The sequence below is a fragment of the Agromyces sp. H66 genome, assembly GCF_004959775.1.
Lineage (GTDB): Bacteria > Actinomycetota > Actinomycetes > Actinomycetales > Microbacteriaceae > Agromyces.
In genome coordinates this window covers 15205-38988 of the sequence record NZ_SJZG01000015.1, presented here as the reverse complement: position 1 = coordinate 38988, position 23784 = coordinate 15205, and the positions used below count along the sequence as shown (strand labels likewise).

21 protein-coding genes and 4 tRNA genes are annotated in these 23784 nt (G+C 69.9%); 13 read left to right on the top strand and 12 right to left on the bottom strand.

The annotated features are described in order from the left end of the window. Positions 1-127 precede the first annotated feature (127 nt). Positions 128-2074 carry a 1-deoxy-D-xylulose-5-phosphate synthase gene (gene dxs, locus EZM51_RS18505; protein ID WP_136709787.1) on the top strand — a complete coding sequence of 649 codons (1947 nt, stop codon included), beginning with the start codon at positions 128-130 and terminating at the stop codon, positions 2072-2074. Between the two features lie 81 nt (positions 2075-2155). On the opposite strand, the gene EZM51_RS18500 is transcribed toward dxs, so the two are convergent. From EZM51_RS18500 to EZM51_RS18485, 4 genes are all read right to left on the bottom strand, one after another. Then, positions 2156-4294: a 3-hydroxyacyl-CoA dehydrogenase NAD-binding domain-containing protein gene (locus EZM51_RS18500; RefSeq protein WP_136709786.1), complete on the bottom strand. Its 2139-nt coding sequence runs from the start codon at positions 4292-4294 to the stop codon at positions 2156-2158. A gap of 10 nt (positions 4295-4304) precedes the next feature. Continuing rightward, positions 4305-5513 (bottom strand): acetyl-CoA C-acyltransferase, encoded by a 1209-nt coding sequence (locus tag EZM51_RS18495; RefSeq protein WP_136709785.1) that lies wholly within the window; start codon positions 5511-5513, stop codon positions 4305-4307. Positions 5514-5591: 78 nt separating this feature from the next. Beyond that, complete coding sequence (locus EZM51_RS18490) at positions 5592-6788, bottom strand: ribonuclease D (protein ID WP_136709784.1); 1197 nt, start codon at positions 6786-6788, stop codon at positions 5592-5594. Beyond that, the gene (locus EZM51_RS18485; RefSeq protein WP_136709783.1) at positions 6781-7371 is read right to left on the bottom strand and encodes a DUF3000 domain-containing protein; all 591 of its coding nucleotides are present in this window, start codon (positions 7369-7371) and stop codon (positions 6781-6783) included. Before EZM51_RS18485 ends, EZM51_RS18490 begins: the two co-directional genes overlap by 8 nt. A 90-nt stretch (positions 7372-7461) precedes the next feature. Between EZM51_RS18485 and EZM51_RS18480 the strand changes: the two genes are divergently transcribed. Continuing rightward, positions 7462-8676 (top strand): alpha/beta fold hydrolase, encoded by a 1215-nt coding sequence (locus tag EZM51_RS18480; protein WP_169053985.1) that lies wholly within the window; start codon positions 7462-7464, stop codon positions 8674-8676. Here the strand turns inward: EZM51_RS18480 and EZM51_RS18475 are convergent. Both EZM51_RS18475 and EZM51_RS18470 read right to left on the bottom strand, forming a co-directional pair. After that, positions 8673-9113, bottom strand: coding sequence for a SufE family protein (locus EZM51_RS18475; RefSeq protein ID WP_136709781.1), 441 nt, complete (start codon positions 9111-9113; stop codon positions 8673-8675). The two genes, EZM51_RS18480 and EZM51_RS18475, sit on opposite strands and share 4 nt — an antisense overlap. A gap of 53 nt (positions 9114-9166) precedes the next feature. Further along, positions 9167-10069, bottom strand: coding sequence for a sulfurtransferase (locus EZM51_RS18470; protein ID WP_136709780.1), 903 nt, complete (start codon positions 10067-10069; stop codon positions 9167-9169). Between the two features lie 140 nt (positions 10070-10209). Between EZM51_RS18470 and zapE the strand changes: the two genes are divergently transcribed. The 3 genes from zapE (at position 10210) to EZM51_RS18455 (ending at position 13367) form a co-directional block, all read left to right on the top strand. Next, the gene (gene zapE / locus EZM51_RS18465) at positions 10210-11265 is read left to right on the top strand and encodes a cell division protein ZapE (RefSeq protein ID WP_136709779.1); all 1056 of its coding nucleotides are present in this window, start codon (positions 10210-10212) and stop codon (positions 11263-11265) included. 273 nt (positions 11266-11538) lie between these two features. Next, entirely contained in the window at positions 11539-12759 is a 1221-nt protein-coding gene (locus EZM51_RS18460; protein ID WP_136709778.1) for an ammonium transporter, read from the top strand. A 65-nt stretch (positions 12760-12824) separates the two neighbouring features. Continuing rightward, positions 12825-13367, top strand: a complete 543-nt coding sequence (locus tag EZM51_RS18455; RefSeq protein ID WP_211195982.1) for a type II toxin-antitoxin system PemK/MazF family toxin — start codon at positions 12825-12827, stop codon at positions 13365-13367. 156 nt (positions 13368-13523) lie between these two features. Here EZM51_RS18455 and EZM51_RS18450 read toward each other — a convergent pair. After that, positions 13524-13596, bottom strand: a tRNA-Val gene (locus tag EZM51_RS18450). Positions 13597-13824: 228 nt separating this feature from the next. Between EZM51_RS18450 and EZM51_RS18445 the strand changes: the two genes are divergently transcribed. The 3 genes from EZM51_RS18445 (at position 13825) to EZM51_RS18435 (ending at position 14121) form a co-directional block, all read left to right on the top strand. Continuing rightward, positions 13825-13897: transfer RNA gene (locus EZM51_RS18445), tRNA-Gly, on the top strand. A 52-nt stretch (positions 13898-13949) separates the two neighbouring features. Continuing rightward, positions 13950-14023, top strand: a tRNA-Cys gene (locus tag EZM51_RS18440). Positions 14024-14046: 23 nt separating this feature from the next. Continuing rightward, positions 14047-14121: transfer RNA gene (locus EZM51_RS18435), tRNA-Val, on the top strand. Between the two features lie 82 nt (positions 14122-14203). On the opposite strand, the gene EZM51_RS18430 is transcribed toward EZM51_RS18435, so the two are convergent. The 5 genes from EZM51_RS18430 to EZM51_RS18410 all read right to left on the bottom strand — a co-directional run bounded on the left by EZM51_RS18430 (position 14204) and on the right by EZM51_RS18410 (position 17981). Further along, positions 14204-15004: an IclR family transcriptional regulator gene (locus EZM51_RS18430; RefSeq protein ID WP_211195981.1), complete on the bottom strand. Its 801-nt coding sequence runs from the start codon at positions 15002-15004 to the stop codon at positions 14204-14206. 101 nt (positions 15005-15105) lie between these two features. Continuing rightward, the gene (locus EZM51_RS18425; protein ID WP_136709777.1) at positions 15106-16020 is read right to left on the bottom strand and encodes an SDR family NAD(P)-dependent oxidoreductase; all 915 of its coding nucleotides are present in this window, start codon (positions 16018-16020) and stop codon (positions 15106-15108) included. A gap of 76 nt (positions 16021-16096) precedes the next feature. Then, positions 16097-16978: an amidohydrolase family protein gene (locus EZM51_RS18420; protein ID WP_136709776.1), complete on the bottom strand. Its 882-nt coding sequence runs from the start codon at positions 16976-16978 to the stop codon at positions 16097-16099. Further along, positions 16975-17229, bottom strand: coding sequence for a hypothetical protein (locus EZM51_RS18415; RefSeq protein ID WP_136709775.1), 255 nt, complete (start codon positions 17227-17229; stop codon positions 16975-16977). The genes EZM51_RS18420 and EZM51_RS18415 overlap by 4 nt, the downstream gene beginning before the upstream one ends. Beyond that, on the bottom strand, positions 17226-17981 hold the full coding sequence (locus EZM51_RS18410) for a 3-oxoacid CoA-transferase subunit A (protein WP_136709774.1): 756 nt from the start codon (positions 17979-17981) through the stop codon (positions 17226-17228). Before EZM51_RS18410 ends, EZM51_RS18415 begins: the two co-directional genes overlap by 4 nt. 296 nt (positions 17982-18277) lie before the next feature. Between EZM51_RS18410 and EZM51_RS18405 the strand changes: the two genes are divergently transcribed. From EZM51_RS18405 to EZM51_RS18385, 5 genes are read left to right on the top strand one after another with little or no spacing between them, the layout of a single operon-like run. Next, complete coding sequence (locus tag EZM51_RS18405; protein WP_136709773.1) at positions 18278-19387, top strand: NDMA-dependent alcohol dehydrogenase; 1110 nt, start codon at positions 18278-18280, stop codon at positions 19385-19387. Positions 19388-19402: 15 nt separating this feature from the next. After that, complete coding sequence (locus EZM51_RS18400; RefSeq protein ID WP_136709772.1) at positions 19403-20893, top strand: aldehyde dehydrogenase family protein; 1491 nt, start codon at positions 19403-19405, stop codon at positions 20891-20893. A gap of 17 nt (positions 20894-20910) precedes the next feature. Further along, positions 20911-22032, top strand: a complete 1122-nt coding sequence (locus EZM51_RS18395; protein WP_136709771.1) for an NDMA-dependent alcohol dehydrogenase — start codon at positions 20911-20913, stop codon at positions 22030-22032. 40 nt (positions 22033-22072) lie between these two features. After that, a complete protein-coding gene (locus EZM51_RS18390) occupies positions 22073-22621 on the top strand; it encodes a UGSC family (seleno)protein (RefSeq protein WP_136709770.1) in 549 nt (182 codons plus the stop codon). After that, positions 22618-23673 (top strand): hypothetical protein, encoded by a 1056-nt coding sequence (locus tag EZM51_RS18385; protein ID WP_136709769.1) that lies wholly within the window; start codon positions 22618-22620, stop codon positions 23671-23673. Before EZM51_RS18390 ends, EZM51_RS18385 begins: the two co-directional genes overlap by 4 nt. Positions 23674-23784 lie beyond the last annotated feature (111 nt).

Genomic DNA, 23784 nt, shown 5'->3' with positions numbered 1-23784 from the left:
GCAGCTCGCGAATCGGGGCGGTCGGCACTTCGCCGATCGCCCCGAACTCTGCCCGGCCTCCCAGCATGCCCGGCGTAGACTCGATTCGATCCGCGGCACCCGCCGCGAGCACCCGGAGGCGCCACCCATGACCCTTCTCGAGACGATCTCAGGACCACGCGATCTCGATTCGCTGGACCAGGAGCAGCTCGAGCAGCTGGCCCGCGAGGTGCGCGAATACCTCGTGGCATCCGTCTCGAAGACGGGCGGTCACCTCGGCCCGAACCTCGGCGTCGTGGAGCTGACGATCGCCATCCACCGGGTCTTCGATTCGCCGCGCGACGCCATCGTGTTCGACACGGGTCACCAGTCGTACGTGCACAAGCTGCTGACGGGCCGCAGGGACCTCTCGACCCTGCGCCAGACCGGCGGGCTCGCGGGCTACCCGCAGCGCTCCGAGTCCGAGCACGACATCGTCGAGAGCTCGCACGCCTCCAGTTCGCTCTCGTGGGCCGACGGCATCTCGAAGGCGTTCGAGATGACCGGCCAGGACGACCGGCACGTCGTCGCCGTGGTCGGCGACGGTGCCTTGACGGGCGGCATGACGTGGGAGGCGCTCAACAACATCTCCGACGACAACACCCGCCGTCTCGTCGTGGTCGTGAACGACAACGGCCGATCGTACGCGCCCACCATCGGCGGCATGGCCAGGTTCCTGAACTCCGTGCGCACGAAGCAGACCTATCGCGCGCTGCACCTCTCGAGCCGTCGCGCGTTCGACCGGATGGGCGGGCCCGCGCGCGCCTTCTACCGCGGCGTCCGCGGCGGATTGCACGGGTTCCTCAGCCGGTTCACCAACAACGAGGCGCTGTACTCCAACCTCGACATCAAGTACATCGGCCCGATCGACGGACACGACGAGCGCGCCATGGAGGAGGCGCTCCGGCAGGCCAAGGACTACGGCGCGCCCGTCATCGTGCACGCCATCACCGACAAGGGCCGCGGCTACGAGCCCGCTCGCAACGACATCGCCGACCAGTTCCACGCGGTCGGCCAGATCGATCCAGAGACGGGGGAGTCGCTCGAGTCCACGTCGGCCCCGTCGTGGACGAGCGTGTTCGCCGATGAGCTCGTGCGCCTCGCCGAGCACAACGAGCGCCTCGTCGGCATCACGGCGGCGATGCTCCGCCCCACGGGGCTGCACCGCATGGCGGAGCGGTTCCCGGGTCGGGTCTTCGACGTCGGCATCGCCGAGCAGCACGCCGCCACGTCCGCGGCCGGCCTCGCGTTCGGCGGTCTCCATCCGGTCGTCGCCGTGTACGCCACCTTCATCAACCGAGCCTTCGATCAGGTGCTCATGGATGTCGCGCTGCACAAGGCCGGCGTCACGTTCGTGCTCGACCGGGCCGGCGTCACGGGCCCCGACGGACCGAGCCACCACGGCGTGTGGGACCTGTCGATCCTCCAGGTCGTGCCCGGCATCCGCATCGCCGCGCCGCGCGACTCCGTGCGGCTCGCGGAGGAGCTCGCCGAAGCCGTGGTCGTCGAGGACGGCCCGACCGTGCTGCGATTCCCGAAGGGCACCGTGGGCGTCGACTACGAGGCCGTCCGTCGCACGCGAGACGGCGTCGACGTGCTCGCCGAGTCGGGACGCCGGGACGTGTTGCTCGTCACGGTCGGCCCCATGGCCGGGATCGGCCTCGAGGTCGCCGAGCGCCTCGAGGCCCAGGGCATCGGCGCCACCGTCGTGGATCCGCGCTGGGTCGTCCCGGTGCCGGCGAGCGTCGTCGACCTCGCCCGCGAGCACCGCATCGTCGTGAGCCTCGAAGACGGCATCCGGGTCGGCGGCATCGGCACGCGGATCCGCCAGGATCTCCGCGAGGCGGGTGTCGACACCGCGGTCACCGAGATCGGCCTGCCCGACGAGTTCCTCGAGCACGGTTCGCGCAGCGACATCCTCGAGCGCGTCGGGCTCACCCCGCAGCACATCGCCCGCGACGTCACGGCCATGGTCCTCGGATCGAAGCTGCCGCACGCCCGGGGCGCCGGGCTCGATACCGTGTCGAGCGACACTCGACCGCAACCCCGGGTGTGACGCGGCCCCGCTGACGCGTCGGCAACGACAGAGCGGCCCCCGGCGACAACGAGGTCGCCGGGGGCCGCTTCGTGTTCGACGTCAGGCGTCGACACCCCGGATCGGCGGGTTGTGGAACGTGTCGCCGAAGACCCGCTCCGACGCACCCACCCGGTCGAGGTACGGCGTGAGCCCGCCCATCTGGAACGGGAAGCCCGCTCCGAGGATCATGCAGAGGTCGAGGTCTTCAGCCGCGGCGACGACGCCGTCGTCGAGCATGAGCTTCGCCTCGCGAGCGAGGCCGTCCTGCAGCCGGGTGAGGATATCCTCGGGCGTCGAGGGGTTCGTCCCGCCCGCCACGAGCTTGAGTGCGCCCTTGTCGAAGCCCTTGACCTTGCCCTTGTCGTCCTTGTCGAGCAGCGTGCCGTGGTCGGCCAGCCGGTGGAGGTTCTCCGAGCGGTAGAACCGGTCGGGGAACGCGGCGTGGTGCGTGTCGAGCACGTGCGCGCCGACCTTGAGCCCCACGAGATCGAGGAGCTGCGAGGGTGGCATGGGCAGGCCGAGCGGTGCGATGGCCTCATCGACCGTCGCGAAGGACGTGCCCTCGTCGACCGCACGCATGGCCTCGCCGAGCAGCACCGCGAGCAGGCGGTTCACGACGAACCCGGGGGTGTCGGCCGTGATCACGGCGTTCTTCTTGAGCTTCGACGCGATGACCATCGCGGTCGACAGCGTGGCGTCGTCCGTCGCCGGGGTCTTCACGACCTCGATGAGGGGCATCACGGCCACCGGCGTGAAGAAGTGGAAGCCCACGACCCGCTCGGGATGCGCCAGCTTCGCACCGATCTGCTCGACCGAGAGCGACGACGTGTTCGTGGCCAGCACGGCCTCAGCGGAGACGAACTGCTCGACCTCCGCGAACACCTGCTGCTTGATCTCGAGCTCCTCGAAGACGGCCTCGATGACCCAGTCGCAGTCGGCGAATTCGGCCTTGTCGGTGGTGCCGGTGACGAGCGCCTTCAGGCGGTTCGCCTCGTCGGGCGAGATGCGCTCCTTGTCGAGCAGCTTGTCGATCTCGGCCGCGATGTAGCCCACGCCCTTGTCGACACGCTCCTGGTCGATGTCGGTGATGACGACGGGCACTCGCAGACGGCGCACGAACAGCAGCGCGAGCTGGCTCGCCATGTACCCCGCGCCGAGCACGCCGACCTTCGTGACAGGCTTCGCGAGGGCCTTGTCGGGGGCGCCGGCGGGGCGCTTCGCTCGCTTCTGCACGAGGTTGAAGGCGTAGACGGATGCCTGGAGCTGGTCGCCTGCGATGAGGTCGGCGAGCACCTCGTCCTCGCGCTCGAAGCCCTCGGCCTTCGTTCCGCTCTTCGCGGCCTTCAGGAGCTCGAGCGCGGCGTACGGGGACTTCGGCACGGTGCCGATGCGGCTCTTCAGCATCTTCGTGGCGATACCGATGGCGGCATCCCACTTGACGAGTCGCTCGACCTTGCCGGGCTCGTTGGGGCGCTTCACCTTCACACGGCCCGAGACGACATCGTCGGCCCAGCGGATGGAGCTCTCGAGGAACGTCACCGACGGGAAGAGCGCGTCGGCGATGCCGAGCTCCAGCACGTCGCCGGCCTTGAGCGTGCGGTTCTGCTTGAGCGGGTTCTCGATCACGACCTTGAGGGCGTTCTCGATGCCGATGAGGTTCGGCAGCAGGTATGCGCCGCCCCAGCCCGGGATGAGGCCGAGGAACACCTCGGGAAGCGCGACGGCCGGCACCGAGGCATCCACCGTGCGGTAGTCGGCATTGAGCGCGATCTCGAGTCCGCCGCCGAGGGCGAGGCCGTTGATGAACGCGAACGACGGCACGCCGAGCTCCGACGCCTTGCCGAGCGCGTAGTGACCGAGCTGCCCCATCCGCAGCGCGACCTCGCGGCTCGGGATCTCGGCGACCTTGGAGAGGTCGGCGCCCGCCGCGAGGATGAAGGGCTTGCCCGTCACCGCGACGGCGTGGATCTCGCCCGCCGCGGCGCGGTCCTTCAGGGCGTCGAGCGTTGTCGCGTACTCGAGCAGCGAGACCGGGCCGAGGGTGTTCGGCCGCGTGTGGTCGCGACCGTTGTCGAGCGTCACGAGGGCGAGCGTCTTGCCGCCCGAGAGGGGGATGTCGCGCACGTACGAGTGCGTGACGACCTCGTCCTCGGACAGGGCGGTGAGCGGCTCGAAGTCGATCGTGGTGTAGTCGGTCATCGTGTCGTCCTCAGGCCTTCTTCGCTGCCTTGCGCGAGTAGTTCGGGTTCTCCCAGATCATCGTGCCGCCCTGTCCGAGGCCGACGCACATGGTCGTCATGCCGTAGCGCACGTCGGGGCGCTCGGCGAACTGGCTCGCGAGCTGATTCATGAGACGGACGCCCGAGGAGGCGAGCGGGTGACCGACCGCGATGGCGCCGCCCCACGGGTTGACGCGCGGGTCGTCGTCGTCGATGCCGTAGTGGTCGAGGAACGAGAGCACCTGCACGGCGAACGCCTCGTTGATCTCGAAGAGGCCGATGTCCTCGATCTTCAGGCCCGCCTTGCGGAGTGCCTTCTCGGTCGCGGGGATCGGACCGATGCCCATGATCTCGGGGTCGACGCCGGCGAAGGCGAAGCTCAGGAGCTTCATCTTGGGCGCGATGCCGAGTTCCTTCGCGAGGGCGCCCGACGCGATGATCGCGGCGGTGGCGCCGTCGTTGAGCCCTGATGCGTTGCCGGCGGTCACGCGGCCGTGCGGACGGAACGGGGTCTTCAGCCCGGCGAGGCCCTCGAGCGTCGTCTCGGGACGCATCACCTCGTCGCGGGTCGCGAGGCCCCAGCCCTGGTGGCTCCGGATGGCGACCGGGATCAGGTCCTGCTGGATCTTGCCGGCCTCGTACGCGGCGGCGGTCTTCTGCTGGCTCCCGAGCGCGTACCGATCGCTGCGCTCCTTGGTGAGCCGCGGGAACCGGTCGTGGATCCGTTCGGCGGTCGCGCCCATCACGAGTGCATCCTCGGCGACGAGCTTCTCGCTCACGAATCGCGGGTTCGGATCGGCTCCCGATCCCATGGGGTGGTGGCCCATGTGCTCCACGCCGCCGGCGATGGCGAGGTCGTACATGCCGAAGCCGATCGAACTCGACATCATGGCCGCGGCCGTCATGGCGCCGGCGCACATCCGGTCGATCGCGAACCCGGGGACTGACTTGGGGATGCCCGCGAGGATCGAGGCCGAACGGCCGATCGTGAGGCCTTGGTCGCCCGTCTGCGTGGTGGCGGCGATCGCGACGTCGTCGATGCGATCCTTCGGCACGCTGGGGTTGCGTTCGAGCAATCCGACGATCGCCTTCACCACGAGGTCGTCCGCCCTCGTGTTCCAGTACATGCCCTTCTCGCCGGCTCGCCCGAACGGGGTGCGGACCCCGTCGACGAAGACGACTTCAGTTCGTTCAGCCACGCTGCAGCTCCCTCATGTCGGTCAGGATGCCTCGATCCTATGAAGGCCGTCGGAGGGGGCGGAATCGCTTGACGGAACCTACGAAGCCCCGTGGACGGCATCCTCGAGGGATTGTGCCGCGTCGACAAAGGCTTCGGCGATCCTCTGTGAGGTTGCCTCAACCTGCCACGGTCGCGCGCCGAGGTGGGCGAGTGCCGCGGCGATCGCGTCGGCGGTCGCCTCGGCCGGCGGCCACCATGCGACGCGGCGAAGGTGGTCGGGGGTCAGCACGTTCTCGACCGGCATCTCCAGTCGATCGGCGATCTCGGCGACGGCCTGCTTCGCGAGCCGGAGCCGCGCGTCGGCCTCGGGGTTGCGCATCGCCCAGGCGCGGGGCGGCGGGGGCGCATCGCTCGGGACCCGCACGGCCGGCAGGTCGGTGGTGGCGAGCCCGCGTTCGACGGCGGCCCACCAGCGGTCGAGCTCCGTGCGGCTGGCGCGTCCGGTGAACTCGCGGAGGTCGGCGAGGGCGCGCCGGCTCTGCGGCAACGCCTTCGCCACGGCGAGGATCGCCGCGTCGGGCACCATGCGGCCCGGCGCGATGTCGAGCTCGGCGGCTCGCGCGTCGCGCGCGAGCCAGAGTTCCCTGGCGACGGCGAGGTTGCGCTGGCCGCGCATGCCGTGGATCCCCGAGAGGCGACGCCAGGGTTCGGCCGCCGGCGGCTTGGCCTCGCGGTGCAGCACGGCTTCGAACTCCTGGCGCGCGAGCTCGGCCTTGTCGGTCTCGTCGAGTCGCTCGACCAGCCGGTCGCGCACGTCCACGAGCAGCTCGACATCGAGCGCCGCGTACTGCAGCCACGACTGCGGGAGCGGGCGCGTGGACCAGTCCGACGCGGAGTGCTCCTTGGCGAGCCGGATGCCGAGCAGCTCCTCGACGACCGAGGCCAGTCCGACCCGCGGCATCCCGAGCAGGCGTGCCGCGAGCTCGGTGTCGAAGATGCGCTCGGGGTCGAGGCCGACCTCGCGGAGGCATGCGAGGTCCTGGCTCGCGGCGTGCAGCACCCATTCCTCGGGTCGGAGCACGGCCTGCAGCTCGGAGAAGTCGGGGATCTCGGGCGGGTCGATGAGGAACGTGCCCGCTCCGCGGCGGAACAGCTGGATGAGGTAGGCCCGTTGCGAGTAGCGGAAGCCGCTCGCCCGTTCGGCGTCGACGGCGACCGGTCCCTCGCCGCCGGCGAGCCGTCGCACGGCCTCGTCGAACTCGGCGGGCGAGGCGATCACCCGGAACTCATCCACGCTTGGTCCTCCGTCGGGGCAGGGCGGTCACCCCCTCTGATCGGGGCGGCAGCCCCGCGAGCATGCACAACAACTCACCCCAGCCTTCCACATGGGGGCCGATGTCGGCGTCGAGCGGGGTCCAGGAGGCACGCAACTCGATCTGGGCGCCGTCGCCCTGACGCGCCAACTCGCCGAATCCGGTCGAGAGGATCTTGGTCGCGGTGCCGGATGCCGCGACGTAGCGCGCTCCACGGGCATCGAGCGCATCGACGAGCCACGACCACGCGACATCCGCGAGGAACGGGTCGAGGCCGATGTCGGTCTCGAGCGGCGCCTGCGCGAAGCAGACGACGCGGAAGCGGCCGCCCCAGGCCTCGGGCTCGCTCGGGTCGTACAGCAGCACGAATCGCCCCGTTCCGAGATCGGAATCGTCGCCGTGACGGCTGGGCGAGACATCCGCCGACAACGCCACCGCATACGGCGCGAGCGACCCGGGCGCGGGGATCTCCGACACGCGCAGCTCCGGCCGTGGCGAGGCCGCTCGCAGCGATTCGAGCGCGGCCCCGAACTCGGCTGGCAGACGCGTCGCGGACTCGGGCACGAGTGCAGACTAGAGTCTCGGATGGGGCGGATGTCGGCGGCACGCCGCGCACCGTCGTCCACAGGGATCGCTTCGCAGGAAGGGGTGCGGATGAGTCGTCGCACGGGAGCCCGCGATACCGTCGCCGTGGCCGCCGCCGCGACCGGATTGCTCGCGGCAGGCCTGGCCGCGGTCGGCGCGTTCATCGTGGTGCGGTTCGCGCGGAAGGTCGTCATCCCGCCCGCCGTGCGGGAGGAGGACGTGCGGATCACCGCGGTCGACCTGCCGAGCGGGGAGATCGTGCTCGCGGCATCCGACGAATCCCGGATGCGCGGGCGGTACGGGCTCTGGTTCGAGCGCGAGTCGGGACACGCCCGCCTCGGCGACGTCATCGACGAAGACGCCCGGCAGGTGCGCCGCCACGTCGAGCGGGTCGACTTCGGGCGCCTCGAGCGCGCCGAGCGAGGCCGCATCAACGGCTTCTACCACCTCGGACCATGGGAGCTCGGCCTGCCGTACGAGAACGCCGTGGTCGAGACGCCGCTCGGTCCGGCGCCGGCCTGGGTCGTGCCGGCCGAGGGCGGATCGAACCGTTGGGTGATCCAGGTGCACGGTCGCGGCGCGAAGCGGCAGGAGGGCCTGCGTGCCGTGCCGCCGGCGCACGAGGCCGGATGGACGTCGCTCCTCATCTCGTACCGCAACGACGGCGAGGCCCCCGAGAGCGAGGATCGGCGGTACGGGCTCGGCGGCACCGAATGGGCCGACGTGGTCGCCGCCGTCCACTACGCGATCGATCACGGCGCCGAACGCATCGTGCTCATGGGCTGGTCGATGGGCGGGGCCATCGTGTTGCAGTCGGTGCTCCGCTCGCCCGCGGCGAGGGAGCGCCTCGTGGGCGTCGTGCTCGATTCGCCGGCGATCGACTGGATCGACATCCTGCGCTTCCAAGGTGAGGCGCTCGGTTTCCCGCGCGGTCTCGGCGACGTCGTCTCGCGGCTCATCGGCGGGCCGTGGAGCGGCGGGCTCACCGGACTCGCGGCGCCCATCGACGTCACCGACCTCGACCCCGTGGCGCGAGCCGAGGAGTTCGACGTGCCGATGCTCCTCATGCACAGCGTCGACGACGGATTCGTGCCCATCGACGGGTCGCGGCGCTTCGCCGAGGCGCGACCCGACCTCATCGAGTTCGAGGAGTTCGAGGGCGCCCGGCACACCAAGCTGTGGAACCACGACCCCGAGCGGTGGACCGGTCTGGTGCGCGGGTGGCTCGAGCGCAGCTCGGAGTCGCCGGCGCGCATCGGCGAGGAGGCCGAGATCGCCGGCTAGGCGGCGACGCGCTCCCGGAGCTGCCGCTTGGCGCGCGCGAGCATGCCGGTCATGCCGCGGACGCGGAGCGGCGATACCGCCTCGCCGAGGCCGAGCGACTGCGGGTAGTCGTCGGGGATGCCGAACACCTCGTCGGCGGTGAGTCCCTCGAGCCCCTGCGCGAGGATCGACGCGAAACCCCGAGTGGTCGGCGACTCGGCGGGGGCGGTGGCGTGCATGTGCACGCGTCCCTCGTCGTCGAGCTCGACGAAGATGTAGACCGGCGACTGGCACTCCAGTACGCGCTCGAGCAGGTCGGGGTGGTCGGCGTAGCGCGCGGGCAGCTCGGGCAGCTCGTTCGAGAACTCGAGCAGCAGCTGCAGGCGGTCCTTCACGCCGAGGTCGAGGAAGTCCTCGCGGGTCTCGGCCAGTCGGGCGGGCAGGGTCGTGGCATCCATCCGGTCCATTCTCCCACCGATCCGGGCCCGGCCCGCCCGACCGGCGCCGGGCGTCAACGGCCGGGTGCCTCGCCCCGCTCGGGACCGGTGACGATGGGCACGCGCACCGCGCTGCCCCACTCGGTCCACGAACCGTCGTAGTTGCGCACGTTCTCGAAGCCCAGCAGGTGGGTGAGCACGAACCAGGTGTGGCTCGATCGCTCGCCGATGCGGCAGTACGCGATCACGTCGTCGCCCTCGGCGAGGCCGACCTCGTCGCGGTAGATGGCGTCGAGCTCCTCGCGCGCCTTGAAGGTGCCGTCGGAGGCGGCTGCGCGAGCCCAGGGCACGGATGCCGCGGTCGGGATGTGCCCGCCGCGCAGCGCGCCCTCATCGGGGTACGCCGGCATGTGGGTTCGCTCGCCCGTGTACTCCTCGGGGGAGCGGACGTCGATGAGCGGCAGCTTGCCGAGATTGTCGAGCACGTCCTCCCTGAAGGCGCGCACGCGGGAGTCGTCGCGTTCGACCACCGGGTACTCGACGGGCCTGACCACCGGGGCCTCGGTCGTGATCGGGCGGCCCTCGGCGATCCAGAGGTCGCGGCCGCCGTCGAGCAGGCGCACGTCCTCGTGGCCGAACAGCGTGAACACCCACAGGGCGTAGGCCGCCCACCAGTTGTTCTTGTCGCCGTAGATCACCACGGTGGTGTCGCGGCCGATGCCCTTCGAGCCGACGAGGGCGGCGAACTGCTCGCCGTTCACGTAGTCGCGCACGACCGGGTCGTTGAGCTCGGTGTGCCAGTCGACCTTCACGGCGCCGGGGATGTGCCCGGTCTCGTAGAGCAGCACGTCCTCGTCGGACTCGACGACGACGAGGCCCGGTCGCCCGAGGTGTTCGGCGAGCCAGTCGGTGCTCACGAGGCGCTCGGGGTGGGCGTACTCGGCGAACTTGGCAGCGGAGTCGAACTCGGCGGGCATGGAACCTCCAGGGATCGTCCGGTCGGACGGGGGTGTGCGGGGAGCGGACTAGGCTGGTGACCTGTCCACCTCGAATCTACGCGGCATGCGGGTGGAAGTCAGCATGCGCGACATCCGGTGCAACAGGGGAGCCCCTCCAGATGACCACGGCCTCGAGCCATGCCCTCGTCCGACTCGTCGAGCGGAACCCCTCGATCTCCGCGGCCGAGATCGCGTCGGAGCTCGTCCCGCCGCCCCAGTTCGAGCACGCGTCGTTCGAGTCGTACCGGCCCGACCCCGACCACCCGTCGCAGCAGGCCGCCCTCGATCGTCTCAAGGAGTTCGCCGGCGCCTGGCGAGCCGCGCAGCGTCCGGGCGGCTTCTTCTCGCGCCGCCGCCCGGCGCGCATCGAGCTTCCCGGCGTGTACCTCGACGGCGGCTTCGGCGTCGGCAAGACCCACCTCCTCGCCGCGCTCTGGCACGTCGCGCACGGGCCGAAGTACTTCGGCACCTTCATCGAGTACACGGCGCTCGTGGGCGCGCTGGGATACGCGCAGGCGGTGGAACTGCTTCGCGGCGCCCGCCTGATCTGCATCGACGAGTTCGAGCTCGACGACCCGGGCGACACCATGCTCATGACGCGCCTCCTGGGCGAGCTCATGGCCGGCGGCACTCGGGTCGCCGCCACGAGCAACACGCCGCCGAATGCGCTCGGCGAGGGGCGTTTCGCCGCGGCCGACTTCCTGCGCGAGATCCACGCGCTCTCCGCGAACTTCGAGACCCTCCGCATCGACGGGCTCGACTACCGGCGCCGCGACACCGAGGGCAACGCCGAGACGCTCCCCGACGACGCGGCCGTCGCCCACGCGGCCGACGCGCTCGCGGGGCGCGGGCACCGCGTGTCGCTCGACCGCTTCGACGACCTCATCGCGCATCTGGCCACCGTGCACCCGTCGAAGTACATCAAGCTCATCGACGGGATCGAGATCATCGCCCTGCAGGACGTGCACGAGTTGAACGACCAGAACGCCGCCCTCCGGCTCGTCGCGTTCATCGACCGCGTGTACGACGCCGAGGTGCCCATCGTGGCGAGCGGACTGCCGATCGACCGGGTCTTCGATGACGAGATGATGGCGGGCGGGTACCGCAAGAAGTACCTCCGCTCGATGAGCCGCATGATCGCGCTCACCACGGGCGAACTTCCGCCCCACGACTGACGTGCGCGTCGTGGCATCCCGCACCGGATGCCGGACGGATGCCGCGACCGTTCCGGCCGTCGAGCGCCAGTCCTGCGCGCGATCTGTGAGCACACCTTCGGCGCTCCGAAACATCTTCGTTACACAACCGTCGATCTCGTAACCGATACGAAACGTGCGGTGGCCGTTCGCCGAAACGTCCCGACACCATTCTGAAGCCGTACCCGAGTCCGGACCACGTCTCGACCCCTCGCGGTACGTCCCCTGCAGATCTACGAGGTGTGAGGAAAACCAATGGATACGGGAAGCATTGCGTGGGCGATCACGGCCACGGCACTCGTGCTGTTCATGACGCCGGGTGTCGCCTTCTTCTACGGCGGCCTCGTCAAGGCCAAGAGCGTCGTCAGCATGATGATGATGAGCTTCGGGGCCCTCGGGCTCGTGAGCGTGCTCTGGGTGCTGTACGGCTTCAACATGAGCGCGGTCGGAGGCGTCTGGGACTTCTCGGGCAACCCGTTCTCGGACTTCGCGCTCGGCGGGCTCGCCACGGGTGAGACGGCCAACACCGACCTCATCGGCGTGGCGTTCGGCGCGACGTTCGCGATCATCACGGTCGCCCTGATCTCGGGTGCGATCGCGGACCGGGCGAAGTTCGGTTCGTGGATGATCTTCGCGGGCGTCTGGGCGACCCTCGTCTACTTCCCGGTCGCGGCGTGGGTGTGGGGCGGCGGCTGGATCCTCAACCTCGGCGACATCCTCGGCCTTCCCGCCGTCATCGACTACGCCGGCGGTACCGCGGTGCACATCAACGCCGGAGCGGCGGCCCTCGCCCTCGCGCTCGTGCTCGGCAAGCGCGTCGGCTTCCAGAAGGGCATGGACAAGCCCCACAACGTGCCCCTCACGCTGCTCGGCGCGGCCGTGCTGTGGTTCGGCTGGTTCGGTTTCAACGCGGGCGCCGAGTTCCTCAACGAGCTCGCCAACACCGGCCTCATCGTGCTCAACACGCTCGGCGCGACCGCAGCGGCGATCCTCGGCTGGCTCATCGTCGAGAAGATCAAGGACGGCAAGCCCACGTCGGTGGGAGCCGGGTCGGGCGCCGTCGCCGGTCTCGTCGCGATCACCCCTGCCTGTGCGAACCTCGAGCCCGGCTGGGCCCTTCTCCTCGGCGCCATCGCCGGTGCGGTCTGCGCGCTCGCGATCGAACTGAAGTTCAAGCTCGGCTTCGACGACTCGCTCGACGTCGTGGGCATCCACCTCGTCGGCGGCGTCATCGGCACGCTCTACCTCGGCTTCTTCGCGATCGGCACCGGCCTCTTCACCGGCGGCGACCTCGGCCAGCTGGCCGTGCAGTCGATCGCGGCGTTCGGCGTCATGATCTACTCGTTCGTCGTGGCCTTCGTGCTCGGGTTCGCGATCGAGAAGACCATCGGCTTCCGCGTGAAGAACGAGGACGAGATCGCCGGCATCGACACCATCGTCCACGGCGAGGAGGGCTACAAGCTCGAGACCGTCTAGACGTGCGGGTCTTCGGTCCCTGAGCCAGTCGAAGGGCCGCGAGGGCGGTGGGGTAGTGTGCCGGTGTGCCAGACACCAGCCGCTTCCTCACCGCCCTCGGTCGCGTCATCCGGTCGCTCTCGAGGGGTGGTGCCGGGGGAGCGGCGGATGCCCCGGGCCGGGCGTCGACGGCGACGGGCGTGCTCTCGCCGGGGCAGGCCGGGCCCGACGCCACGATCGAGCTCGATCCACGCGCCATCCGCCGCGTGCGGCTCGACTACGCGCCCTCGCGGGACGGCGAGCCCGACCCGGGCGAGATCGTGTGGACCTGGGTGCCGTACGTCGAGAACGACGGGCGCGGCAAGGATCGCCCGGTCGTGATCGTCGCGGCATCCGGCTCTGGTGACTTCCTCGCGGTGCAGCTCACGAGCAGGCCGCGCGACGGTGATCGCGACCACGTGGCGCTCGGCGTCGGCGCCTGGGACGCCGAGGGCCGGCCGAGCTGGGCGCGCCTGGATCGCGTCTTCCGGGTGCGCACGGGCGGCATGCGTCGCGAGGCGGCGTCGCTCGACGCGCAGCGGTACGCACGACTCGCGTCGGCCCTTCGCGAGCGGTACGGCTGGCACTGAGCCGCTCGTCGGCGCGCTGCGGCGCGTCGGGCGGGGCACCGGGTGGGCGCCTGCGCCGAGTGTGCGGTCCGCGCCCTGAGATGGGCGGCGACTGCACGTTCGGTGCGGCAGGAACGCCGGGCACGAAGAACGCCCCCAGTGGAGTGGGGGCGTTCGTGGGCGATGCCGGGCTCGAACCGACGACCTCTTCCGTGTGAAGGAAGCGCGCTACCAGCTGCGCCAATCGCCCATCAGGTGCGGTCCGAACTCGTCGCGACCGCGGATTCGATACTAGCCGACGCGGACACGCGAATGCACATCGGCCGGGTGCCGCCGGCGGTCGAGAACTGGAGACACGCCCGGGATGCCGGGACGGATTGGCACGATGACCGGGCTGAACGAGCCAGGCGACCGGCTCGGTTTGTCATTCGTTCACCGAATCCGTTAGAGTCTCTCTGCACGCAAAACAGCGGGCAACGCGGATGTGGCGCAGTTGGTAGCGCATCACCTTGCCAAGGTGAGGGTCGCGAGTTCGAGTCTCGTCATCCGCTCTGATCAAGCCGGCGCAAGCCGGTTTGTTCGTTGGTGGTGAACCCAAGCAACGGTGGATTGGCCGAGAGGCGAGGCAGCGGCCTGCAAAGCCGTATACACGGGTTCGAATCCCGTATCCACCTCCAAGCCGAGTCCTCGCGCTCGACTTGGGCGATTGGCGCAGCGGTAGCGCGCTTCCCTGACACGGAAGAGGTCACTGGTTCGATCCCAGTATCGCCCACCATCCGAGCCCCGGCATTGCCGGGGCTCGTTCCATTTCCGGAGAAGCGAGAACCCCATCCGCGGGGGATGATCCCGCCCCGCGCTCAGGCGGCTGTGTTCGGGCGTCCCTTCGCCGAGGGGGCGCCGAGACCGCGCGAGATCGCCCGCGCGGTCGCCGACAGTGCGGGCAGGAGCGCGTGCGGGGAGGACTTCGTCGCGGGCACGGTCACGGCGACGGCGCCCACGATCTGATCGCGGGGGCCGCGCACCGGCACGCCGACCGAGACGCAGTTGGGCGTGATCGAGTCCTCCACCATCCCGACGCCGGTGCGTCGCACGTCGGCGAGCACGTGGCGGAGTCGGTCGGGGCACGTCACCGTGCGGGGGGTGAACTGCTTCAGCGGGCTCGAGAGCACCTCCTCGCGGAACTCGTGCGGCGCGAACGCGAGCAGGACGAGTCCCGTGGCCGTGGCATGGAGCGGCCACCGGCCACCGAGGCGGGAGAGCACGTCGGCGCCGCCCCGGGCGTGGAGCGACTCCACGTAGACGACGTCGTGTCCGTCGCGGACGGAGAGATGCACGTTCGCGTTCGTCGCGGCCTGCAGGTCGCCCAGGAAGGGCAGGGCGACCTCGCGCAGGCGCATGCCCTGCGGCTCGAGCGAGCCGAGTTCGAGGATGCGCATTCCGATTGCGTACCGGCCGTCGGGGACGCGTTCGAGGGCACCCCACTCACGCAATTCGCCGACGAGGCGATGCGTCGTGCTCAGGCTCAGGGTGGAGCGTCTGCTGATCTCGCTCAGCGTGAGCAGCAGATGGTCCTGATCGAAGCATTCCAGGATGGCGAGTGCGCGTTGCGCCGCGGTCATCGGCCCGGATCGAGCCGAACGGATCTGGCTGATGGTCATCGTCGACCCTTCTTCGTGCGAGAGGCGTTGCAGACACGGTACTTGCTATATCAGGCTAGCTGAAAGAATTTTCGCCGTTCCGTCGGAACGGATGCGAGTGCTCAGACGGCCCCCGCCGGCGACGTGGGGGACGGGAGGCGGTTCTCCGGCGCGTAGGCCGGCGACGAGGTGAGGAACGGGATCGCCGCAGCCCGCGCCTCGTCGAGCGGCTCGTCGGGGAACGCGTCCTCGATCGCCCGATGCCGGGCGACGACGCCGGCCTTGAACTCGGGATGCGTGAGGATGAACATGTCCCCGCGCAGGATTCCCCGCAGCACGCGCTCGCCGGCCTCCTCGGCCGTCATGTAGGGCTGCAGCTTCGACGCCGCTGCGAACGCGGGGTCGGGCGGGGCGTAGCCCGATGCCGCGTACCTGGCGGGGCGGTTCGCGACGTTCGTGGCGATGTCGCTGTGCACCGGACCGGGACAGTAGGCGGACACGCCGATGTTCTCGTCCCGCAGCTCGATGTGCATCGCCTCGGACAGCGCGACGATGGCGCCCTTGGTCATCGAGTACAGGCCGGCGACGATCGGCATGAGCGCCGCCATCGATGCGGTGTTCACGATCTGGCCGCCGTCGCCGTGCGCGCGGATCTTGGGAAGGAACGCCTGGATGCCGTTGCCGACGCCCCGGATGTTGACGTCGATCACCCAGTTCCAATCGTCCGGCGTCGCATCGACCACGCGACCGGTCAGCCCGATGCCCGCGTTGTTCACGAGGATGTCGACGCGGCCGAAACGGGACTCCACCTCGTCGGCCGCCGCGCGCATCGCGTCGAGGTCGGTGACGTCGGCACGGATCGTGTGCACCTCGAGGCCCTCCTCCGCGAACGCGGAGGCCGTCGCATCGAGGGCCTCCCGGCGGCGGCCGGTCACGACGGTGCGGGCGCCGGCGCGGGCGAGGGCGGTCGCGATGCCGCGGCCGATTCCGCTCGAACCGCCGGTGATGACGGCGACTTTGCCGCTCACGTTCTCCATGGATCAGGTCTCCTCGTTCTCGGTCGAGGCGGATGCCCCGGCGACGGGTACGCGGGCACGCGACGGTGCACGCGGGTCAGGTGTCGAATCCCAGCAGGCGTGCCGCGTTCTCCTTCAGGATGAGCGGGCGGACCTCGTCCTTGATGGGCAGCTCTTCGAAGTCGCGCATCCATCGCTCCGGCGTGAGGACGGGGAAGTCCGATCCGAACAGCATCTTGTGCTTGAGCAGCGTGTTGGCGTACTGCACAAGCTGCGGGGGGAAGTACTTGGGCGACCACCCCGACAGGTCGATGTAGACGCGCGGCTTGTGCGTCGCCACCGACAGCGCCTCGTCCTGCCATGGGAAGGACGGGTGGGCCAAGATGATGTCCATGTCGGCGAAGTCGGCGGCCACGTCGTCGATGAACAGCGGATTCGCGTACTTGAGACGGATGCCGCCGCCGCCACGCTGCCCGGCGCCCACCCCCGTCTGTCCCGAGTGGAACAGGGCGATCAGCCCGTGCTCCTCGATCACCTCGAACAGCGGATACGCCGAGCGATCGTTGGGATAGAACCCTTGGGCGCTCGGGTGGAACTTGAATCCGCGGACGCCGAACTCGGTGATCAGGCGCCTCGCCTGCTCGACGCCGACACGGCCGCGTGCGGGGTCGATGCTCGCGAACGGGATGAGAACGTCGGAGTTCTCGGCGGCGAGGCGGGCGATCTCCTCGTTCGAGGGCTCGGGCTCCGCGCCGCTCTGCGAGGCGCTGTCGACCGTGAAGACCACCGCCATCATGCTGCGTTCCCGGTAGTACGCCGCGAGTTCCGGGACGGTGTACCGCGGCATCGTCCCGATCCCGAAGTACTCGCCCATCGCCTCGGCGCCGCCCGGTCCGTGTTCGTCGCCGGCGACGCCTCGGTGGACGTGGGCATGCACGTCGATGGCGACGAGATCCGCGAGTGCCGGTCGTCCGCTCATGAGTCGAGCTCCTCGGTGTAGGCGGCCGCGGTCCGCTGGCGGACCTGCTCGGGCGTGATGCCCGGGGCGCACTCCGTGAGCCGGAGTCGTCCGTCCGCGATGCCGTCGGGGATGAACCTCGGCACGGCCAGGGGAATGCCGACCCCGAGGTTGACGGTGTAGCCGTCGACGAGGTCGGCGGCGAGGCGCTGCGCGATCTCGTCGCGCGTGCGTCCGACGAGCACCGGGGTGCGGACGTCGATCGTGGTCATGCTGCTCCTTCCGCCGCGGAGGTGTATTCGGGACCGGCCGGCACCGGCTCCGCCGTCATCACGACGTGGTGGACGAACACGCCAGGGAGATGGATGTCGTCCGGTCCGATCTCATCCACCGGCACGAGTCGCTCGACCTCTGCGAACGTCGTGCGTCCGCTCATCGCCGCGAGCGGGTTGAAGTTGCGCGCCGACAGATGGAACCGCAGGTTGCCCTTCCGATCGCCCTTCTGCGCCTTGACGAGCCCGAAGTCCGCGGCGATGCCGTGCTCGAGCACGTGCAGCCGACCGTCGAACTCGCGTGTCTCCTCGGGGGCGAAATGGGCCGCTCCGCGTCCGTCGGCGTACCTGATCGGGAACGTTCCGTCGGAGAGCATCGTGTCCGCCGCAGATGGGGTGAAGAACGCCGCGATTCCCGCACCCCCGGCCCGCATCCGCTCGGCGAGCGTGCCCTGGGGGATCAACTCCAGTTCGACCCTTCCGGCGAAGTACGCCTCGTAGAAGGCGGGAAGGATCGGAAAGGATCCGGTGAAGCGACGCACGCGCCCCTCGACGAGGAGCCGGCCGACGCCCGTGAAGTCGTCGCCGACGTTGTTGACGATCAGGTGAAGGTCGCGTCGGTCGAGATCGCAGAGCGCGTTGAGCAGCGCGTCGGGTCGGCCCGAGCTGCCGAAGCCGCCCACGGCGATCGAGGAGCCGGACGGCACGACGTCCAGCGCAGCCATCACGTCCTCTCGGTACTTGTCGATCACGCCGGTCCCTCTTCCGCCTCGTCGTCGTAGAGGTCAGTCAAGCGAGTGCCGCGCGGGTTGCCATCGCGTCTTCCGTCGAGCAGAAGTCCGGCCCGAATCGGCAGGCCGGATCGACCCGTGGGATCGGCGACGGCGATTCGCAACGAGTTCTTCCGTGAGGCGAAAGTCGCCTATCCGGGGGTGCGGGCGACGGCCCACGGTGGAGGAGGTCGCGCTGCAGCGGCCAGCCGACGACGACGTCGACCTCCGATGGTTCGCGGCCCGTCACATCTGCAGGACATGAGGAGAGGGGTCACATGAGCATGACCACACGTGCGGCCGTCTGCCGCGAGCCGGGATCGCCCTGGGAGATCACGGAACTCGAACTCGACGATCCCCGTGCGAACGAAGTTCGCATCAAGATCCACGCCGCAGGCCTGTGCCACTCGGACGACCACATCCAGAAGGGCGACGCGCCCATGCGGATGCCCGTGGTGGGCGGGCACGAAGGCGCGGGCGTCGTCGACGCGGTCGGCGCGGGCGTGACCCGAGTGAAGGTGGGCGATCACGTCGTCTGCTCGTTCATCCCCGCGTGCGGGAAGTGCCGGTACTGTTCGACCGGTCGCCAGAACCTGTGCGACGAAGGCAAGAATGCGTCGACCGGCGAGTTCGCGGACGGTTCGTTCCGGTTCCACCAGGATGGCGCCGACTTCGGCGGCCTGTGCGTGCTGGGCACGTTCTCGGAGTACGCCGTCGTCTCGGAGTACTCCGTCATCCCCATCCCGAAGGAGATCCCCTTCGAGGTGGCGGCGCTCGTGGGATGCGCCGTGCCGACCGGGTGGGGCTCGGCAGTGCATGCGGCGGGCGTCCAGGCCGGGCAGACGGTCGTGATCTTCGGCGCCGGCGGCGTGGGCAGCAACGCGGTGCAGGGCGCCGCGCTCGCCGGCGCCCAGCGCGTGGTGGTCGTCGATCCGGTCGAGTTCAAGCGCGACATGGCGAAGGTCTTCGGCGCCACCCACACCTTCGCCACCGCCGAGGAGGCGACCGAGTTCGTCATCCAGTCGACCTGGGGAGAGCTCGCCGACCACGCCATCATCACGGTCGGGGTGCTGCACGACAAGGTCATCCACGACGCCGTCAACATCGTCGGCAAGACCGGACAGGTGACGATCACCGCGGTGGGCAACGGGTGGATCGACGAGAACCCGGGGATGCTGATCGGGTTCCAGCGACGCATCCAGGGCGCCATCTTCGGCGCCTGCAACCCGCTGTTCGACGTGCCGCGGCTCCTCAGCCTCTACCAGTCGGGCGATCTGAAACTCGACGAACTCGTCACGAGGACGTACCGCCTCGAGGACGTCAATCAGGGCTACCAGGACATGAATGACGGCAAGAACATCCGCGGCGTCATCCGAATCGAACACTGAAGCGAGGGCATCGTCATGACCATCATCTCCAACGACCGGACGACCATCGACAGCGACCTCGTCGTCGACGGCGTCCACCTCATCGGCGGCGACTGGGTGTCCGCCGCCGCCGGCGAGACGATCGACGTGATCAATCCGGCGAACCGGCAGCTGATCGCCCGGGTACCGCGAGGAACCGCCGACGATGTCGAGGCGGCGGTGCAGGCGGCGGAGCAGGCATTCCCGGCGTGGCGCGACCTGAATGCGACCGAGCGCGGACGCCTGCTGTTCCGCTGGGCCGACCTGATCGAACAGAACGCGGAGGCGCTCGACGAACTCGAACGACAGGAGGTCGGCCGCCCGAGCTGGGGCCCGCTGGGAACGCCACGGCAGCTGCGGTTCATCGCCGGCCAGGCGGACAAGGTGCAGGGCGTCTCGCTGCCGACGTACTCGCCCGACACGCTCGGGTTCACGCTGCGGGAGCCGTACGGCGTCGTCGGCGGGATCATCCCGTGGAACGCTCCGGGGCCGATGTTCGTCACGGAGGTCGGAGCGGCGATCGCCGCGGGGAACACGATGGTCATGAAGCCCGCGGAGGATGCCCCGCTGACTCCGCTCGCGATGGCGAAGCTCGCGCTCGAGGCGGGGATCCCGCCGGGCGTGATCAACGTGGTCACCGGCTACGGCACCGAAGCGGGTGCCGCGCTGCCCGCCCACCCCCGCATCCGCCGGATGGGGTTCACCGGCTCCCCGCAGACGGGCGCCCTGGTCATGGAGGCGTGTGCCCGCAACCTCACCCCCCTTCACCTCGAACTGGGCGGCAAGTCGCCGCAGGTCATCTTCTCGGACGCCGATCTCGATGCGGCCGTTCCCGCCATCGTCGCCGGCATCACGCTCAACACGGGTCAGATCTGCGCGGCGGGGTCGAGGGTCGTCGTCGACCGGCGCATCCACGCGGAGGTCGTCGATCGACTGGCCGCCCAGATGCAGACGGTGACCGTCGGGCCGTGGCACGAGCCCGTGAACATGGGGCCGCTCATCAACGCGAAGCAGCATGCGCGCGTGCTCGGCTACATCGAGCTGGGCAAGGAGGCGGGCGCGGAGGTCGTGACGGGCGGCGTGGCCCCGACCGGCGACCGATTCGGCGACGGATTCTTCGTCGCGCCGACGCTGTTCGACAAGGTCGACCCCGACATGCGCATCGCCCAGGAGGAGATCTTCGGTCCGGTGCTCTCGGTGATCCCGGTCGACGACGAGCAGGAGGCGATCCGCGTCGCCAACGGCACCGACTACGGCCTGGTCGCTTCGGTGTGGACGCGGGATCTCGGCACCGCGGTGCGGATGAGCCGGGCGTTGCAGGCCGGACAGGTCGCCGTGAACACCGCGCTCGGGGCACCGGCGATCGGCGCGCCGTTCGGCGGCTACAAGAACAGCGGCTTCGGCCGGACGATGGGCGCCGACTCGGTGCTCGACTGGACCCAGGTGAAGACCGTCTCGATGCGCGAAGCCGCATCGCTCGGTCGATGAGAGGTTGACGAACAGACATGGCGACCATCACGACACACGCCGCGATCGCGCGCGGCCCGCACCTCGGCTGGGAACTGACCGATCTCGAGCTCGACGACCCCAAGGAGCACGAGGTCCGCGTCAAGTTCGCGGCGTCCGGCCTGTGCCATTCCGATGATCACATCACGGCCGGCGATGCTCCCGTGCGCTTCCCGATCGTCGGCGGCCACGAGGGCGCCGGCATCGTCGAATCGGTCGGCCCGAACGTCACCCGGGTCAAGGCGGGCGACCGCGTGGTCTGCTCCTACATCCCGGCGTGCGGTGCGTGCCGACCGTGTTCCACCGGGCACCAGAACATGTGCGTGAAGGGGCTCAACGCCGGCAGCGGCATGTTCCTGGACGGCACGTACCGGTTCCACAAGGACGGCGAGGACTTCGGCGGCTTCTGCTCGCTGGGCACGTTCTCGCAGTACGCGGTCGTCTCGGAGTGGGCCGTGGTGCCCCTGGCCGACGACATCCCCTTCGAGATCGCCTCGCTGGTCGGCTGCGGCGTCCCCACCGGCTGGGGATCCGCGGTCTATGCGGCCGGCGTCAAGCCGGGCGACACGGCCGTGATCTTCGGAGCCGGGGGTGTCGGCAGCAACGCCGTGCAGGGAGCCCGCTACGCGGGTGCCAAGAACGTCGTCGTGATCGACCCCGTCGAGTTCAAGCGCGAGAACGCCATGAGGTTCGGGGCGACCCACACGTTCGCCGACGCCGCGGAAGCGCACGACTTCGTCAACGCGACCACGTGGGGCCAGCTTGCCGATCATGCGATCCTCACGCCCGGCGTCGTGACCGAGGAGATGGTCAACCGGGCCGTCATGATGACGGGCAAGGGCGGCAAGGTGACCATCACGGCGGTCGGCCATCTGGCGGAGAAGGCCGTCCACGTGCACGCCGGGATGTTGATCGGCTACCAGCGCCAGATCCGCGGTGCGCTCTTCGGCGACTGCAACCCCCTGTACGACATCCCGAAGCTGCTGGGCCTCTACCGGGCCGGTGACCTCAAGCTCGACGAGCTCGTCACGCGCACCTACGCGCTGGACGAGGTCAACGAGGCGTACCGAGACCTGAACGACGGCAAGAACATCCGCGGCGTCATCGTCCACGACGGCTGACGCGATCCGAGATCGCTCGCGAAGAGGGAGGAACACCGTCATGCCCAATGCCATTCTGGATCCCACGGGGCGGGGCGCCGGGAGCGTCACTTCACCCCGCGGGGGACGCGCCGAGCGCCATGGCGACCTCGCGGGGCTCCGGGTCGGGCTGCTGGACAACACGAAGCACAACGCGCTGCTGTTCCTCGAGGAGGTGGGCGAACTCCTCGTCTCCCGGCATGGCGCGGCGTCGGTGAGCATCGTCGAGACCAAGGCGAACTTCTCGGTACCCATCGACGAGACGATCGTGTCCCGGTTCCGGCAGGCATGCGACGTCGTGATCACCGGCGTGGGCGACTGCGGCTCGTGCAGCGCGGCCGCGGTCGCCGACGGCATCAACTTCGAGCGCGCCGGGATCCCGGCCGCGGTGGTGCTGACCGACGCGTTCACCGTGACGGGCCGGACGATGGCAGAGGTGCACGGCGCACCCGACTTCGAGTGGATCACCACGGAGCATCCGATGGCATCGCTGAGCCCCGACGAGGTGCGGGAACGCGCGGCAGGGCTCATGACGCAGATCGTCGACACCCTTGCGCGGGTGGCCTCGTGAGCGACGTCGCCCTCGACGCCGATGCCGCACAGCTCGCCGTCGAGCACTGCTATGAACAGGGATGGTCCGACGGTCTCCCGCTCGTTCCCGCGACACAGCCGCTCGTCGACCGGTTCCTCGCCGCCGGCGGCCGGAGCGCGGACGACGTGATCGGCCACATGCCGCAGCTCGATCGCACGGTCACGGTCGAACTCGCCGCGATCAACGCGGCGATGGCGGGCTGCAAGCCCGAGTACTTCCCGGTCGTGCTCGCGGCATGGGAGGCGCTCATGAACGAGCGCGCGACGAAGGGCGGCGGATGGCAGTCGACGAGCGGCCCCGCACCCCTGATCATCGTGAACGGCCCGATCCGCGGGGAACTCGGGTTCAACGGTGCCGGTGGCGTCTTCGGTCCCGGCTTCCGGGCGAATGCGACGGTGGCGCGCGCGATCGGACTCATCGTGCGCAACGTCTTCGGCGTCCGTCCCCACGAGCTCGAACAGGCGACCCAGGGCCTGCCGGGCCGCTGGTCGCTCTGCATCGCCGAGAACGAGGAGGAGAGCCCGTGGGCGCCGCTCGCCGAGGAACGCGGCGTGACCGGCGACGCCGTCTCGGCAACGCTGCTGCGCACGTGCGAGTATGTCGACAACCGCCACACCACCGATCCCGAGCAGTTGCTCGCGGACTTCGCCGACACGATCGGACGCTCGGGCGCGTGGATCTTCCGGCATGCCATGGCGGGCGTCGTGTTCAGTCCCGAGCATGCGCAGCTCCTCGCCGGCGCCGGGTTCGGCCGTGCGGATGTCGCGGCGTGGCTCGCCGAGCATGCCGGCCGCACCACGCGAGAACTGGCACGGGCGGGCAAGGACCACTCCACCGAGGCGGGCGTGCGCTTTCCCGGGACGGACGCGGAGCCGGACGGGTTCCAGCGCACCGTCGCTCCGGGGGCAGAGCCCACGATGCTGATCGCGGTGGCGGGCGCGCGCAATGCGGGGATCTCGATGGTCGTGCGCTACTTCGCCGACTGGTCGGGAACGCCGGTCGCGATCCGACGGGAGGCGTCGCATGAGTGACCGCGCGCTGGATCACCGGCCGGATCCTCGCGGTCGACGGCGGCCCGCCCGCGTACGTGCCAACCTGACCCCCGATCACGTCCGTGCCGACGGCGCGGCCGCGAGTTCCCG